The following is a 15,887-nucleotide window of genomic DNA, read 5'->3' as shown; positions in this document are numbered from 1 at the left end:
AACGTCATACTGCGCGAGGACCTGCGGCAGGCCCGCGAGCGGGCGAGCGGTTACGGCGAGGTCCTGGAGCAAGCCCCCTTGCTTCGGTCGTTCATCACCTGTCGCCAGCAGGAGTGTGCCCGACCGCAGCGCCAGCGCGATCTCGACCGCTGCTTTTCCGAGGTGCTCGACGCAGCGGGTCCAGGCGCCAACGGGACGCCCGTCGGAGCAGCGGTGTCCGCTGCACCCGATGCCCCGGCGACCACGGGTGCGCTCCAACGCGCTGCCGATTCGGACCGGCGCCACGCGATGGCCGGCCCGGCGGTCGCGCCGCCCCTTGTCGACGCGGTCCTGCGGTCGCCCGGCGAGCCCCTGCCGGCCGCGACCCGCGCCTATTTCGAACCGCGCTTCGGCCACGACTTCGGCGCGGTGCGCATTCACCGCGACGCGCTGGCCGCGGAATCCGCCCGTGCGGTCGCCGCCCGTGCCTATACGGTGGGACGCCACGTGACGTTCGCGCCCGACCGTTACGCTCCGCATACAGCTGTGGGCCGCCGCCTGCTGGCGCACGAGCTCACCCATGTGGTGCAGCAACGCGAGGGCACACCGCGGGTGCAGCGCGAAGGTGAAGACGACAAGAAGGAAGAGAGCGCGCCGGCAAAGCTGGATGTCGCCATCGTACTGACCGACAACGAGCAGGACTTCGTCGAGGGCCGGACCTACGCGAAGAAGGTGTTGCGCGTGACCAGCGTAGAAGATGCGGCGAAGCAGCTGCAGGGGCTCAAGGCCTCTATCGGCACGCTCTACGTGGTGTCGCACTCGAACCGCGTCGGTGAGGTCCAGTTCATCTCAGGCATTGGCACCATCTCCTGGGTCCCGATCCGCGATCTCGGCAACGCCCTTAAGGGTGCGGTGACAGTGGAAACGGTCGACTTCCGCGGCTGCAAGCTCGGTGCCGCGGTGGGCGCCATGGAATCGTTCCGCAAGACGGTCGGTGCCCAGGCCACCAGGGGGAACAACTGCTGGTCGTTCGTCAGTCGTGTCACACCGCTCGTCTACAAGGACGAGGAGATCACCCAGCCGAGCCAGATTCCAAAGGGCATGGAGGGGGCCTTCAACCGGGCGCTGATCCGCCAGATCAACGGTCTCAAGACCGACGACGGCAAGCCGGTGAAGGATTGCCTGCTCGGGCTGGGGCCGGGCGACAGGGCCGGTTCCGGTACCTTGAAGAAGATCTGGGCGCAGTACTGGGCCAACCAGGGCCACCTGGTGGCCAGCTGGGCAAGCCCCGATTTCAACAAGGACTGGCAGAAGGGCTCCATCTGCGTCAACAAGATGACCACCAGCACCAAGCCTTGCGCGGTGGTCGAGACCAAGGCGCCAGCCGGCGCGGCAAAACAGAACCAGGCGCCGGCGGGCGAGTCGGTGGCGCCCGGCGCGGTCGTCGAGGAGTTTTCTCCGGACCCGGCAGCGACGGAGACTGAGGAGCCCCTATGAGATACAGCGGGTACAAGATGGATCGGGTGTGCGGACATTGCCGCAGGCGGCGCATGCCGTCGCGCGATACCGGCATCGATGCGGTCGCCATGAGCCACGGGCCGGCACGGATGCGGTACGACGCACCTGGAACGACGGCAGCCATCGTTGACACTGGAGCAGACGCATGACGTCGTTTCCCAACTCGCCACGCCTGGTAAAGGGCGGCCTCGTGCTCGTGGATCCGGGGTCAGGTCAGGTAAGGCGCGTCATCGCGCTGCAGTACAACTCGGATTCTATCAGCCGGACGCTGCAGGTGCAGGGCGCCGGCGACGGCGCGGACAGATCCGAAGCCCTGCGCCTGAAGGGCCCGGCGATCGAGACCTACAAGCTCGAGGCCGAGATCGATGCCGTCGACCAACTCGAATTCCCGGACCAGCACCGTACGGTCGTCGAGGCCGGCGTGGGACCTCAACTCGCCGTACTCGAGGCGCTCGTCAATCCGACTTCGGCGGCGCTGCTCGAAGGCAAGACCCTGGCCGATTCGGGAACGCTCGAGATCGCCCCGATGGAATCGGCGCTCATATTGTTCGTTTGGGGGGCGAACCGCATCGCGCCGGTGCGCGTGACCGACTTCTCGATCACGGAAGAGGCATTCGATCCGACGCTGAACCCGATCCGCGCGAAGGTGAGTCTCGGCCTGCGCGTCCTGTCGGTCGACGACCTCGGGTTCGACCACCGTGGCGGCAGCCTGTTCATGGCCTACCTGCAGTCGCGTGAAAAGCTCGTGGAGAAGGTGGCGACCGTCGGGTTCGATGCCCTCGGTATCGGGGGGCTGCCATGAACAAGCGTTTTCATATAGCGATTGGAATTGCAGCAGCGGGAGGAAGCGGCTCGTGACAGATCCCTTGAAGGCATTCATGCAGGCGAACTCGCTCGTCCCGCAGGCGTTTCCGCCGGACAGTCGCTACCACGGGCTCGACACGGCGCGTTTCAGGCGTGCCGACGGCGGCGAGGTGACCTATGTGAAACGACGCTTCATTCCGCCAGCGGAGCAATTCGCGACCGTGCGCGAACACCTCGTTGTCGATGGTGACCGGATCGACAACGTCGCGGCGCGCCACCTCGGCGACCCGCAGCTGTACTGGCGGCTGTGCGACGCGAACGTCGTGCTCGACCCCGATGAATTGACCAGGGAGGCGGGTCGACGCCTGCGCGTGACCCTGCCGGCGGGTGTCCCCGGGGGAGCCGATGTCTAACCCGGTCCACCTGAGCCTGCTGATGGGGCCCGTCGTGCCGCTTGCGGTGCCGCGTCTCATGATCGATGCGCTCGAGTCGGTGACCGTGACGAGCGCGGCCGGTTCGGCGAGCGGGTTCCAGATGCGTTTCAAGATCAACAGCAGATCGGAACTCAACACGATCTTTCTGGTCGCGGCGGGCAACAATGCGGGTATCGCCACGCCGCCCCTGCGCGTGCTGCTGGTCGTGACCCTCAACGGTGCGGCGGAGCCGTTGTTCGACGGCGTCGTGACCAACGTCGAGGTTCAGGCCGGTCAGCAGGGGCAGGCCGGGAGCATCACGGTCACGGGCGAGGACCTGACCAAGGTCATGGACATGATCGATTTCAGCGGGCTGCCGTACCCGGCGATGCCGATCGAGGCACGCGTCGCGCTGATCTGCGCCAAGTACGCCGCGTTCGGCGTCCTGCCGCTGCCCGTGCCGACGCTGTTCCCCGATGTGCCGATTCCGGTCGAACGCATTCCCGCGCATCAGGGCACGGACCTCGCCTACCTGAACCAGCTCGCCGAAGAGGTCGGTTACGTGTTCTACATCGAACCCGGACCGACCGCGGGCACCAACGTGGCTTACTTCGGACCGGAGATCAAGGTCGGTGTGCCGCAACCTGCGCTCAATCTCGACATGGATGCACATACCAACGTCGAGTCGTTGAACTTCAGTTTTGATCCGACCAAGGGCGTGCTGCCGATCGTGTATATCCAGAACCAGCTTACGCGTGCGCCGATTCCGATCCCGATACCCAACCTGAATCCCCTGCAGCCTCCGCTCGGTGCGATACCCACGCCGATCGCGAACATCAAGGTGCTCAAGGACACAGCGAAGTTGAATCCGATGCAGGCGATATCGAAAGGACTGAACGAGGCCAAGAAGTCGCAGGATGCCGTGACTGGCAGCGGTACGCTGGACGTACTGCGCTATGGGCGCATGCTCAAGGCACGCAAGCTGGTCGGCGTGCGCGGTGTAGGTATCGCCTACGACGGCCTGTACTACGTGCGCAGTGTGACGAGCACCCTGCGGCGCGGTGAATTCAAGCAAAGTTTTGAGCTCACGCGCAACGGTCTCGTATCCATCACGCCAAGGGTGCCGGCATGAGCGAACGCTACTACGGCAAGTACCGCGGGGTGGTCCTCAACAACATCGACCCGATGCAGCAGGGGCGCCTGCAGATCCAGGTGCCCGATGTGGCCGGCCTGCCGCCGGCGAGCTGGGCGATGCCTTGCGTGCCCATCGCCGGCATCCAGAACGGCATGGTGGCGCTACCGATGATCGGCTCGGGGGTTTGGGTCGAGTTCGAACAAGGCAACCCGGATCACCCCATCTGGGTCGGCTGTTTTTGGGGAAGTGCGGCGGAGATACCGGCATTGGCGTTGGCGTCACCGCCGGGTACGCCGGCGATCACGTTTCAGACGCCGTTGCAGAACGGCGTCACGATATCGGACCTGCCGGGTCCGACAGGAGGCATCATGCTGAAGAGCGCGACCGGTGCGACACTGATCGTCAACGACACCGGGATCTACATTCAGAACGGCAAGGGCGCGATGATCACACTGGTCGGACCGACCGTCGCGATCAACAATGGCGCGCTCACGGTGACCTGAGGTGCCGGGTCCCCTGCTGCATGTCGGGGCGACGGTGCTGTGTGCGCACGGCGGTACGGCGACGCCGACCGTGCCGAATCCACGCGTGCTCGTCAGCGGACAACCGACGGTGCTGATGAGTGGCCCCTACGCGATCGCGGCTTGCCCGTTCAACGTCTCGGGCAGCCCGGTACCGTGTGTGACCGCGCAATGGGTGGTTGCGGCCGTACGCGTGCAGTCGAACGGTCAGCCGCTTGTACTGATGGACAGCCAGGCCGTGTGCACGCCAAACGGGACACCGCTGATGCCCGTCGTGGCACAGACACGCGTGGTCGGGAGCTGAGCATGACCGCGCGCGTCGCCTTTCCTTTCCGTTTCGACCAGCGTGGCCATACCCGCGATGTCGATCAGGTGACCTGGGTCCGTGGATTGATCGAACAGGTGTTGTTCACGGCACCGGGAGAGCGGGTCATGCGCCCCGAATTCGGCACCGGGCTGCATCAGCTCGTGTTCGCGCCCAACAGCCCCGAGCTGGCAGCGACGACGCAATTCCTCGTCCAGGGCGCCCTGCAGCAGTGGCTCGGCGACCTCATCACGGTCGAGGCGGTCGCGGTCCAGGCCGAGGAGGGGGTCCTGCACGTGACCGTGCAGTACCGGCTCAAACGAAGCGGTGAACAGCGGCGCGATGTGTTCTCGCGCGGGGAGGTCGCATGATCTTCCATTGCTGCAGCGAGGAGCGCCGCGATGCACTGCTCGATCACCCATCGCTGAACGGGCTCGACAATGTCGAGGTCGTCGACGACCCGTCGCAGCCGGCTGCACAACGCCAGCGCACGCTGATCGTGCGGTTCGTCAACCCGGTCACGGCGATGCTGCCGGCACAGTTCCGCATCGAGGGCGGCGTGCGCATTCCCGAGGTGCAGGTGAGCGCTGTCGATGCTGGTGACGGCGATCCGGATGGCGAGATGCGCAGCCTGCGACTGACGCTGGACAGCGCCGGCGATTTCTCGCTGTATGTGCTGCGCATCGTGGTCCCGGGCACGACCGACGTTCCGCCCGGGATCGATCCGCTGCTGTCACGCATCGAGTTCAGTTTCAAGGCCTCGTGCCAGTCCGATGTCGACTGCGCCGCGGACGCGGCCTGTCCACCCACGCGCTATCGGCCGCCCGAGCAGGGATACCTGGCCCGCGATTTCAACAGTTTCCGTCGTCTGTTGCTCGACCACGTTGCGATCCGCTCACCGGACTGGCACAACCAGACGCCCGCCGATCTTGGCGTCACGCTCGTGGAACTGCTCGCGTACGTGGGTGACAAGCTTGCCTACCGGCAGGACGCCGTCGGCACCGAGGCCTACCTCGAGACTGCACGCCTGCGCCAATCGGTGCGGCGGCACGTGCGATTGGTGGACTATTTCGTGCACGAGGGTTGCAACAGCCGCGTGTGGATCCAGATCGACGTGCGCGATGACGTCTCGGGCCAGCTACTCAGTGCGCGGCATACCGATGTCCCGACGCGTGTCCTGACCCGGGTGGATGGACTGCCCGATCAGTTCGCCCCCGACTCGGATGCATGGCACGAGGCGCTCGTTGCACAGGCTCAGGTCTTCGAACTGCTGCACGATATCGAGCTGCACGCGGCGCACAACCGCATGGGCTTCTACACCTGGGGCGCAGACGCCTGTTGCCTGCCGCTCGGGGCGACGCGGGCCACGTTGCGCGGCAGCTACCCGAACCTCGCGGCCGGGGACGTTGTGATACTCGCGGAGACCGTCGGTGCAACGACCGGTGTCGAAGCGGACGCCGACCCCGAACGGCGCCATGCCGTACGACTGACCGCCGTGACAGCGAGCCAGGATCCGCTCGGTGGCCGCTTCGAAAATCCGCCGAATGACGATCCGGTCGACGTCACCGAGATCGCATGGTCGGACGAGGATGCGTTGCCGTTTCCACTGTGTGTCTCGGCCCGTATCGGTGTCGAATCGGAGCCCGTGGGTTTTGCGCTCGGCAACGTGGTCGCCGCCGATCACGGCCTCAGCATCGATGCCGAGACGCTGCCCGCCGTGCCCCCTGCGGACCCTTTGCTCACCCGCGTTACCGCTGCCACCGCGCCTTGTGACGCAACGACGACGACTACGCGTGCGCCGCGTTACCGGCCGCCGCTGTCGTCGGGTCCGCTTGTCTGGGCCGCGCCGTTCGATCGAGACACGTCGGCGACCGCGACGCTGGCCGCGGCCCCTGAGCTGGCACTGCCGCAGCTGTGGCTCGATGATTCCGATGGCGAGAACTGGGAACCGTCGCGCGACCTGCTCGCGCATACGGCCCTCGAACGTGTCTATGTCGTCGAGATGTCGGCGGACGGTAGCGCCGCGCTCCGCTTTGGCGACGGCAACTATGGTGCGAGACCCGCAGCTGGATTGTCGTTTGATGCCCGCTATCGCATCGGTCATCGCGGCGACGGTCGTATCGGTCGCGACACGCTGCAGCATCTGGTCAGTGCCGATCCGCTACTCTCCGGCGATCCGACGGATCCGATCGTGCAGCGCGTACGCAACTGGATGCCGGCGCAAGGCGGGGTTGACGCGGAGCCCGTGGCGGAGGTCAGGGCGAAAGCGCCGCATGCGTTCCGCACCCAGGAGCGCGCCGTCACGGCCGAGGACTACGGCAATCTCGCGCGGCGTCTTTCCAGTGTCCAGCGTGTGCAGGCCACACCGCGCTGGACCGGCAGCTGGCACACGATGTTCGTCAGCGTGGATCGCACGGGAGGCCTGCCCGTCGACACGGCGTTCCAGCGGCGTCTCAACAATCACCTGCAGGCGTTCAGGCTGGCGGGACAGGACCTCGAGATCGACTCGCCGGTGGAGGTGGCACTCGATATCGAGCTCGAGGTGTGCGTTGCACCCGGGCACTTCCCCGATCCGGTACGTCGTGCGCTGCTGGCGCAGTTCCACAATGGCGTAGACGACGCGGGCGAGCCCGCCCTGTTCCATCCGGACCGCTTCAGCTTCGGTGAGCCCGTGTACCTGAGCCCGCTGGTTGCCGCGGCGCAGTCGACGCCCGGCGTGGCCTCGATCCGGGTCAGTCGCTTTCAGCGCTTTGGCGAGGGTGAGAGCGATGGGCGCGAAGCCGGCTTTCTGCCCATGGCGCGACTCGAGATCGCGCGGCTCGACAACGACCCGAACTTCCCGGAGCACGGCGTATTCAATCTGATCATGCAGGTGATGCAATGACGAACAAGGCGGATACGGTGTGCGGGTGTTGTGCAGGTTTCGCAGTGGCGACGCCGCGCGACGTGCACAATCGGCCCGGACTCGACGCGATCGCGTATCGCGTTGGCGACTATCCGCGCTTCCGGCAGACGCTGCGCGCGCGGCTCTCGGCAAAGCCAGGGCTCGCCGAGCTCACCACGCGTGACGACGATGACTTCGCGCTGGCCTGGCTCGACGCCGGTGCGGCCATGTGCGACGTGCTCACGTTCTACCAGGAGCGCATTGCGAACGAGCACTACCTGCCGACGGCACGCGAACGGCGCTCGGCCGTCGGCCTGTCCGATCTCGTCGGATATCGATTGCAACCGGGTGTCGCCGCAAACGTCTGGCTTGCGTTTACGCTGGAATCCGCGAGCTTGCCCGGCGACGCGCCAGAGACTGTGCTCGAAGCGGGGATCCGGGTGCAAAGCGTGCCGGGTCCCGGCGAGACTGCGCAGGTTTTCGAGACGGTCGAGTCGGTGTCGGCGCGGCCCGAGTGGAATAGCCTTCGCCCACGCCTGACGCGCTACCAGGAGTTCGACCACGCAACCACCTCGCTGTTGCTCGATGGCCTGGTCACGGGTCTCAAACGCGGTGACGGTCTGATATTGACGACGGACGCTGACGGTTCACGCCTGAGTCTGGTGACGTCGGTCGAGCCCGATATGGACCGCCAGGTCACTCTGGTGGCGTTGCAGCCGCTTGCGCCACCGGACGAATCCTCGTTTTCGCGTGGCGATCTGTCGTTCGGGCGTGGCAATGTCGAGCTGCTGCAACCGCGTACGCTCGCCGCCGAACTGCATCCGCCGGCCACGGCAAGTGCTGCAACGGCATTGCCTTCCGGCAGTCAACCGGGCTCGACAGCAGCGCCATCAGTGGTCAGCAGTTTGGGGAGTACGCGCGCCGGCAACGACTTCGGCGTCATGCTGGGTTCCGTGGTCAGTGGTATCGACCTCTACGCGGGAGCACAGCTGTATGACTTCGATGTCTTCGACTTGTTTGCCCATCTGCAGGCGAGTTCGCGCCCGCCGCAGGGCGTACTGGCGCTGCGCACCAAGGCCGCGATCTTCGGCCACAACGCCCCGCGCTGGGGCGCCCTGCCAGTCAGCCAGCGTAGCGGTGAATACGGCCCTGACCCCGACCAGCCGGACAATCCATCGCCACCTTATGTGTACATCCCGGGACCTTACCGGGAACGCAGCGCCACCTGGGTCGACGGTAACACGCTGGCGAGTTTTCCCGATCCGTACAATGACGATCCGACGCCGATGGACCGGATCTATCTGGATACCGTCTACCAACAGCTCGCACCCGACAGCTATATCGCGATCAAGTCCGGCAACGCGGCGCTCGTCTACCAGATCGATCGCGTGGACGAGGTATCGAAGTCGGACATGACCCTGTCCTCGAAGGTCAGCCGACTGATGCTGCGCTTTCCCGATCCGTCGAACTCGGGCCTGTCGAACTTTCCGATCCGCGCAAGCACCGTGTTTGCGCAGAGCGAGGAACTCACGCTCGCGCGTCTGCCGATCGACGAAGCCGTCGCCGGACTCGTCGTCGAACTCGATGGCTGGGTCGAGGGTCTATACACGGGGCAGAAGCTCATCGTCTGCGGTGAACGTTCGGACCTCGCGGGTGTCCACAAGTGCGAACCGGTCGAGATCGATCGCGTCGATTACGTCACCGGGGACGAAGGCTTCACACGCGTCACGCTGACGTCGGCGCTGCAATACGGCTACGTGCGCGACAGCGTGGCGATCCATGCCAACGTCGCACTGGCGACGCATGGCGAAACGGTCAGCGAGACCCTCGGCGGCGGCGATCCGCGTGTGCCGTGGCAACAATTCGAACTCAAGCAACCGCCGCTGACCTATGTATCGTCCTCCGACCCCGACGACGCGGGTGCGCGATCGACGCTCGAGGTGCGTATCGATGGCGTCGAATGGCACGAGAAACCGAGTTTCTTCGCTGTCGCGCCAGATGCGCGCACATTCGTCACGCGACGCGACGACGAAGGTCATACCTCGGTGCAGTTCGGCGACGGGCGCACGGGTGCACGACCGCCCGGCGGTACCGGCAACATCGAGGCCAGCTACCGCAAGGGCATTGGTGCCGGCGGCAACGTGCGTGCGGATCAGATCGGGCTCCTGCTGACGAGGCCACTGGGGTTGAAGGAGGTCGTCAACCCGCTGGCCGCCAGCGGCGGTGCCGACGCCGAGACCCTCGGCGAAGCACAGCACAACGTGCCGTTGTCGGTACGCACGCTCGGACGCGTGGTGTCACTGGTCGATTATGCCGATTTCGCCCGCGCCTTCGCCGGTGTCGACAAGGCGCACGCGGCGTGGATCTGGGACGGTAAGCGACGCGTCGTCGCGTTGACCGTGGCGGGGACCGACGGTGATGTGGTCGAAAGCGGCAGCCCCTTGCACGACAACCTGCTTGCGGCGCTGCGTGCCGGGGGTGATGCGTCGGTCCCCATGTCGGTGATGAGCTATCGGAAAGGCCTGGTGCGCATCAGGGCCAGACTGCGGATCGACCCGGATTACGAAGACGACGTTGTGATAGCAGCCGCGGACGCCATGCTTCGCGAACGCCTTTCATTCGACGCGCGATCGCTCGGCGAGTCACTCGCGGCGAGCCAGGTAACGACCTGGCTGCAGAATATCGAAGGGGTGGTGGCTGTCGATCTCGATGCGCTATACCGGGCGCTGGAGGCAGAACAGCTCGCTTCCATCGTGTTTGCAGGACAGCCGCAGGCATCCACGGACGGCCTGGTGGCCACCGAGCTGCTGACGCTCGATGCCGGTGGCCTCGACCTGGGAGTCATGATATGAGCACGGCATCTGAGCGTCTGTACGCGCTGCTGCCGGCCGTCTACCGGGAACGTGACGCGGCGCAGGGCCATGTGCTGCGTTCGCTGATCGAACTGATCGGCGAGCAGGTCACGGTGCTGGAAGACGATCTCGATCAACTCTACGACGACCTGTTCATCGAAACCTGTGCCGACTGGGTCATACCCTATCTCGGCGCGCTGGTCGGTGTCACCGATCCCGCGGCGAGCCGGGCCGAGGTGGCGAATACGCTCGCGTACCGGCGCCGCAAGGGCACCGCGACGGTGATCGAGCAGCTCGCGTCCGACATCACGGGCTGGGACACCTTGGTGGTCGAATACTTCCAACGTCTGGCCACGACGCAGTATCTGAACCATCTGCGCCCGGCACACCGTACTTGGATCGATGTGCGGCGACCACCGCTGCGCGGAACCGCATTCGATGCGTCGCCGCGTACCGCCGAGATGCGGAGAATCGAGCCGGGCAGGGGGCGATACAACATCGCCAACATCGGCATTCACAGCTGGCGTATACCGGCGTTCGAACAGGGCGTGGGTCCGGCGCAACGGCTCGATGCCCGCCGTTTCCGCTTCGATGTCCTGGGTCGTGACCTCGCGCTCTACAACCGCCCGTTGCCCGAACCCGAGATCAGTTACCGCGCTGAACCCTGGAATGTGCCCATGCCGCTGACGCGCGAACTGCTCGCCGATCATCCGGACCGTTACTTCGGGATATCGTTCGCAGTCGAGGTCGATGGTGAGCCTGTGACACCTGCAGCCGGCCAGGAATGGCTCGATCTGTTCTCGGTCTGCAATCTGATGGACTTCGCCGGCTCCTGGGCCAACCTGCCGGCTGACCGTATCGCGATTGACCCCGAGCTCGGACGCCTCGCCTTTCCGTCCGGCGAGGATCCGCCCGGCGAAGTGCGGTTGATGTACCACTACGGGTTCCCCGGGCGGATCGGTGGCGGCACCTACCCGCGGCAGGAAGGTTTCTCGCCGGGTGCGCCAATACGCGTGCCCGAACACCACACCTCGATCCAGGCCGCACTGGACGCCGCGGTGCAGCGTCTCACAACGGATGGTTCCGACGACGTGGACGGTGTCGTCGTCGAGATCACGGACAACGCGGTCTATGCCGAATCGCTGCAACTGCATGTACCCGCAGGTCGCTGGATCGAGTTGCGTGCGGCCGAGGGGCGTCGTCCGGCGCTCGCTCTGGGCGGTGACTTCGAGCTCGCGGGTGACGCCGGCGCCGAGGTGCGGCTCGACGGGTTGCTGGTGGCCGGTGGCGCCGTACGCGTGGCCGCGACCGTCGACGGTGCGGTCAACGACCTTGAACGGCTGCGCCTGCAGCATTGCACACTCGTGCCGGCGAGCAATGCACTGGATGATCGCGCCACGCCACTGGTGGGGTTGCAGATTGACTCCGGTTGCGGGGTACTGCTGCATCGTTGCGTGTGTTCGTCCCTGCGGCTCGTCGAAACAGCCAGTGTCGAGATCAGCGACAGCATCGTCGATGCGGGTGCGACCGATGCGCTGGCAGTGGCCCGCGACGATGACGAGCCCGCCGGTGACGTCCAGGTGCGCGCGAGCACGCTGGTCGGTCGGCTGCATGCGACGACGCTGAGCGCCGACGACACGATCTTCCATGCCGCGGGCGATGCGCCACCGGTGCGCATCGAACGGGTTCAGCAGGGATGTGTGCGTTTCAGCTGGGTACCGTCCGGGTCGATTGTTCCGCGCCGCTATCGCTGCAGGCCCAGCGACGATGATGGTTTCATGCATCCGTATTTCACGAGCCTGGTCTGGGGCGACGCCGGTTATGGACAGTTGTCGGCGCGCTGCGCAACGGCGATCCGCGAGGGCGCGGAAGATGGTGGAGAGATGGGTGCCTTCGAGCATCTCAAACATGTCATGAAATCCGCACGACTGCGACGCAATCTGCCCGAGTATCTGCGTCTGTCACTCGAGGCGGGTCCGTTTCTCGAGACTTGATCGGGGAGAGTAATCATGTCGGGAGACTACAGCCGATTCACATTCGACCCGCTGCGGCATTACGCACAGGTGCGCATGCAGCAGGGGCGCGTGCAGCTGGATGCCGACTGGAACGAACAGGCCGCAATCGATGCGCATGCACGTGCATCGGCATTGCGCGACCTCGTGGGATCCTGCGGCGTCCCGAAAGGTTCCGGCGCATTCCTCGTGTCACCACTGCCCACCGCCGGAGCACCGGTCGATCTCGCGATCGGAAACGGGCGCTGCTATGTCGAGGGACAGGTGGCGGCGGCCGAGGCGAGCGCGGTGGCGGCGGATATCGTGAATGCCCAGGCCGGCGTGGTCGAGCCGGCGTCGATGGCGCCCGACGGCGTTGCCTATGCGGTCGGACAATGGCTCGAGTTGGTGGACGAACAGACGAGCGTGACGACGCGGATCACGGCAGTCGATCAGGAAGACCGGACACTCACGGTGGCGGCGGGTCTCGGTAACCTCGCGGATGCCGTCAGTGTCCGTCGCATCGTTTCCTACTGCCACCAGCCGCACGACCCTGCACCGGATTTCGTCAACGGCGATGGCGATCTCGAGCTCGCCGATGGCAACTATCTCGTCTACCTCGATGCCTGGGAGCGCGAGGTGACCGGGCTCGACGATCCCCGGCTGCTCGAACCCGCACTGGGTGGGGCCGACACGGCGACCCGCGTGCAGAGCGCCTGGCGCATCGGCCTTGCCGTCGTCGACGAGGGCGTCGACTGCGAGGATGCGATGCCGGCGAGCCTCACGGAGGCGCCGTCTGGACGCATGAACGCGCGCACCCGGCCGCCCGAGACCCAGGACAACGCGTGCCAGCTGCCTCCGACCGCCGGCTATCGACGCCTCGAGAACCAGCTCTACCGGGTCGAGGTACAACGCGGCGGCAATCGCGCGACGGCGCGGATCAAGTGGTCGCGAGACAACGGCATTGTCGCCACGCGCATCGACCTCGTCGACGGCCGCGTGCTGTCGGTGGCCGATGTCGGCCGTGACCAGGTGCTGGGTTTCGCCGATGGTCAGTGGGTCGAGATCTCGAGCGAACGCAGCCGGCTGCGCGGCGAACCGCACGATCTATACCAGATCGAGAGCGTGGACGCCGCGCGCCGCCAGGTCACGCTGACCGCGACAGCGGCCTCGCTGGCCGGCGAGGACGGTCTGCAGCTGCGGCGTTGGGATCAGACAGGGGCCGATGCCGGGACCACGGGTCTGCCCATGGACAGCGACTGGATGGCGCTCGAGTCGGGTATCGAAGTGCAATTCTCGGAGGGCACCTACCGTGCCGGCGACTACTGGCTGATTCCTGCCCGCACCGCGACGGGCGACATCGAGTGGCCACCGTACGAGGTGCCCAACACGCACCCCGTCGCGCAGCCGCCGCACGGCGTCGCGCACAGCTACTGTCGGCTTGCGATGCTGACGCTGTCCGATGGCGTTGCGACGTTGAATGACTGCCGGCACGAGTTTCCGCCGCTGACGGGTATCTGTGCCGATGACGTCTGCTTCGACAACTCGGCGTGCGACATGCCCGATGCCGAAACCGTGCAGGATGCCATCGATGCCCTGTGCGCACGGCCGAGCGGCGGCAATCCGATCGTCACCGGTGTCGTCGTGTTCGCGGTGTCGAATACACAACAGACTGAGTTTGTCTCGGGATTCATCGACACGGGCCTTGGGCCCGGGCCGCTGCAGGTCGTGCTCGGACTTGAGCAGGGACGCAACGAACCCCTGTTCGTCGGTGCATTCGAGGTTTTCGATGCGTTCGAGTACCCGGCCGTGTTCCCGGGCGCCGAAATCCGCCCGCAAGACGGCAGTCTGCGGATCGCGATCCGGATCCAGAACCCCGAGTTGGTGGGGTCCAGCGTGCGAGTCCGGTGGTGGGCCACGCAGCCCGCGGCAGATGCCGGAGAGGTGCGGGTTGGTCCGCGGCCGACGATCGGACCGACCATAGTGCCACCGACCATTTTGCCGACGATACTGCCGACCATCGCGCCCACGCTCGTGCCGCCAACGATTGCGCCCACGGTCTTGCCGACAATATCGCCGACGTTCGTGCCGCCGACCCTGGCGCCGACGGGTGTGCCGACCGTGCGACCAACCGTGTCGCCGACCCTCGCGCCCGTGACACGCGTACCGGGTGGCACAGTACCGACGCGCACGCCGATCGTCGGCCTGTCGAGCCGGCCGCTGACAGACGTGAACGGCGTTGGCCCGGTTCTCGCGGCGCGTCTCACCGCCGGTGGAATCACCGATGCCGCGGCGCTGGCCAACGCCGATGCGGCAACGGTGGCACCGCTGATGGGTGTGTCCGAAGTCCGAGCGCGTACCCTGGTCGAGTCCGCACGCAGCCTGCTGGAAGAATAGGGCGGGGTGTCGCCTGACCATTCGACGCGTTGTTTCGCCGGCATGACGGACCGGCGGACATGAAAACGCCCGAGGTCCGCCTCGTCATCGCGGCGAAGAACGAGGGCGACAACCTGGTCGACATGGTCGAAAGCCTGCTGGAAACGGGTAGCGGCCTCGGGTTCGAGATTGTCGTCGTAGACGACGGATCGACGGACGGCTGCGGCGACCGGGTGCGGCAGCGGTTCGGACACCATCCCGCCGTGTCGTTGTTGCGCACCGGTGGTGTCGGCGTCGCCGCAGCGCGCAATACAGGTGCGCGCGATGCGCGCGCGCCACTGCTCGTGTTCCTTGATGGGCACTGCTGGTGTCCGCCGGGGTGGCTCGAACTGCTGCTCGCGCCACTGGTCGATGGTTCGGCCGGGTTGACCGGCCCTGCCTTCACCGACCTGTTGCGCGACGATGCGGGTATCGGCTGCGGTGTCGAATGGCCTGCGCCGGATCTGCAGATGGCATGGCTTGCCTGCGAAGGTCGTGACCCCTATGCCGTACCCTTGATGCCCGGCGGATGCGACGCGTTGCGGCGTGAAACCTTCGCCGCGATCGGAGGCTACGACGAAGGCATGGGACGCTGGGGTTCCGAGGGTGAGGAACTGAGCCTGCGGGTCTGGACGAGCGGTCTCGAGGTCCAGGTCGTACCCCGGTGCCTGGTACGGCATTTCTTTCGCGAGCGTCATCCTTATCCCGTGGATGTCGCCGAGGTTCTGCACAACCGGCTGCGTATGGCGACCGTCCACTTTCCCGAGGCACACCTGACGCGCGTGATCGAGCGGTCCAGGACACAACCGGGCTTTGCACGAGCCATGTCACTGCTGCTCCTCAGCGACGCGGTCTGGCGGCGATCCCGCCGGGAACCCCATCAGACTCGTCATACAGCCGACTGGTTTCGCCGTTTCGCCACGCGGTGGGATTGAGGCCGGTGACGGGGGCCGCAAACTCACATCGAATACCGTGATCCGACTGTCGTCGCGCGCGGAAGGCCCCGCCGGCACTGTCTATACTCTGCACGATGACGTCGAGCGTTTGCCGTTCCGCCACCAAGAGCAAGGC

The 15,887-nt window shown here is 65.9% G+C and carries 12 protein-coding genes; all 12 read left to right on the top strand.

Translation table 11 applies throughout. From position 1 onward, the window contains the following. The first annotated feature begins 288 nt into the window (after positions 1 to 288). The 12 genes from H6955_20375 to H6955_20320 all read left to right on the top strand — a co-directional run bounded on the left by H6955_20375 (position 289) and on the right by H6955_20320 (position 15,751). Complete coding sequence (locus tag H6955_20375; protein ID MCP5315926.1) at positions 289 to 1,476, top strand: DUF4157 domain-containing protein; 1,188 nt, start codon at positions 289 to 291, stop codon at positions 1,474 to 1,476. Positions 1,477 to 1,642: 166 nt separating this feature from the next. Beyond that, positions 1,643 to 2,299 (top strand): hypothetical protein, encoded by a 657-nt coding sequence (locus H6955_20370; protein ID MCP5315925.1) that lies wholly within the window; start codon positions 1,643 to 1,645, stop codon positions 2,297 to 2,299. Between the two features lie 76 nt (positions 2,300 to 2,375). Beyond that, the gene (locus H6955_20365) at positions 2,376 to 2,714 is read left to right on the top strand and encodes a LysM domain-containing protein (protein MCP5315924.1); all 339 of its coding nucleotides are present in this window, start codon (positions 2,376 to 2,378) and stop codon (positions 2,712 to 2,714) included. Beyond that, positions 2,707 to 3,846, top strand: coding sequence for a hypothetical protein (locus tag H6955_20360; protein MCP5315923.1), 1,140 nt, complete (start codon positions 2,707 to 2,709; stop codon positions 3,844 to 3,846). Before H6955_20365 ends, H6955_20360 begins: the two co-directional genes overlap by 8 nt. After that, complete coding sequence (locus H6955_20355) at positions 3,843 to 4,352, top strand: baseplate assembly protein (protein ID MCP5315922.1); 510 nt, start codon at positions 3,843 to 3,845, stop codon at positions 4,350 to 4,352. The genes H6955_20360 and H6955_20355 overlap by 4 nt, the downstream gene beginning before the upstream one ends. A 1-nt stretch (position 4,353) precedes the next feature. Further along, the gene (locus H6955_20350; GenBank protein ID MCP5315921.1) at positions 4,354 to 4,674 is read left to right on the top strand and encodes a hypothetical protein; all 321 of its coding nucleotides are present in this window, start codon (positions 4,354 to 4,356) and stop codon (positions 4,672 to 4,674) included. Between the two features lie 2 nt (positions 4,675 to 4,676). Continuing rightward, on the top strand, positions 4,677 to 5,045 hold the full coding sequence (locus H6955_20345) for a GPW/gp25 family protein (protein ID MCP5315920.1): 369 nt from the start codon (positions 4,677 to 4,679) through the stop codon (positions 5,043 to 5,045). Next, entirely contained in the window at positions 5,042 to 7,558 is a 2,517-nt protein-coding gene (locus tag H6955_20340; GenBank protein ID MCP5315919.1) for a putative baseplate assembly protein, read from the top strand. Before H6955_20345 ends, H6955_20340 begins: the two co-directional genes overlap by 4 nt. After that, positions 7,555 to 10,410, top strand: a complete 2,856-nt coding sequence (locus H6955_20335; protein ID MCP5315918.1) for a putative baseplate assembly protein — start codon at positions 7,555 to 7,557, stop codon at positions 10,408 to 10,410. The genes H6955_20340 and H6955_20335 overlap by 4 nt, the downstream gene beginning before the upstream one ends. Continuing rightward, positions 10,407 to 12,404 carry a hypothetical protein gene (locus H6955_20330; GenBank protein ID MCP5315917.1) on the top strand — a complete coding sequence of 666 codons (1,998 nt, stop codon included), beginning with the start codon at positions 10,407 to 10,409 and terminating at the stop codon, positions 12,402 to 12,404. Before H6955_20335 ends, H6955_20330 begins: the two co-directional genes overlap by 4 nt. A 15-nt stretch (positions 12,405 to 12,419) precedes the next feature. Beyond that, positions 12,420 to 14,798, top strand: coding sequence for a hypothetical protein (locus tag H6955_20325; GenBank protein MCP5315916.1), 2,379 nt, complete (start codon positions 12,420 to 12,422; stop codon positions 14,796 to 14,798). Positions 14,799 to 14,857: 59 nt separating this feature from the next. Continuing rightward, positions 14,858 to 15,751, top strand: coding sequence for a glycosyltransferase (locus tag H6955_20320; protein MCP5315915.1), 894 nt, complete (start codon positions 14,858 to 14,860; stop codon positions 15,749 to 15,751). Positions 15,752 to 15,887: the final 136 nt, after the last annotated feature.

It is taken from the genome of Chromatiaceae bacterium, from assembly GCA_024235395.1.
In the GTDB taxonomy this organism is placed as follows: Bacteria; Pseudomonadota; Gammaproteobacteria; order Chromatiales; family Chromatiaceae; genus Thiosocius.
The sequence above is the reverse complement of the archived record's forward strand: the minus strand, read 5'-3'. Positions and strand labels throughout refer to the sequence as shown.

What these genes read in the sequence shown, in the direction of transcription:
- H6955_20370 (MCP5315925.1), top strand. Translation starts at nt 1,643, where the DNA reads ATGACGTCGTTTCCCAACTCGCCACGCCTGGTAAAGGGCGGCCTCGTG.
- H6955_20365 (MCP5315924.1), top strand. Translation starts at nt 2,376, where the DNA reads ATGCAGGCGAACTCGCTCGTCCCGCAGGCGTTTCCGCCGGACAGTCGC.
- H6955_20330 (MCP5315917.1), top strand. Translation starts at nt 10,407, where the DNA reads ATGAGCACGGCATCTGAGCGTCTGTACGCGCTGCTGCCGGCCGTCTAC.
- H6955_20320 (MCP5315915.1), top strand. Translation starts at nt 14,858, where the DNA reads ATGAAAACGCCCGAGGTCCGCCTCGTCATCGCGGCGAAGAACGAGGGC.
- H6955_20345 (MCP5315920.1), top strand. Translation starts at nt 4,677, where the DNA reads ATGACCGCGCGCGTCGCCTTTCCTTTCCGTTTCGACCAGCGTGGCCAT.
- H6955_20335 (MCP5315918.1), top strand. Translation starts at nt 7,555, where the DNA reads ATGACGAACAAGGCGGATACGGTGTGCGGGTGTTGTGCAGGTTTCGCA.
- H6955_20375 (MCP5315926.1), top strand. Translation starts at nt 289, where the DNA reads ATGGCCGGCCCGGCGGTCGCGCCGCCCCTTGTCGACGCGGTCCTGCGG.
- H6955_20355 (MCP5315922.1), top strand. Translation starts at nt 3,843, where the DNA reads ATGAGCGAACGCTACTACGGCAAGTACCGCGGGGTGGTCCTCAACAAC.
- H6955_20360 (MCP5315923.1), top strand. Translation starts at nt 2,707, where the DNA reads ATGTCTAACCCGGTCCACCTGAGCCTGCTGATGGGGCCCGTCGTGCCG.
- H6955_20340 (MCP5315919.1), top strand. Translation starts at nt 5,042, where the DNA reads ATGATCTTCCATTGCTGCAGCGAGGAGCGCCGCGATGCACTGCTCGAT.
- H6955_20325 (MCP5315916.1), top strand. Translation starts at nt 12,420, where the DNA reads ATGTCGGGAGACTACAGCCGATTCACATTCGACCCGCTGCGGCATTAC.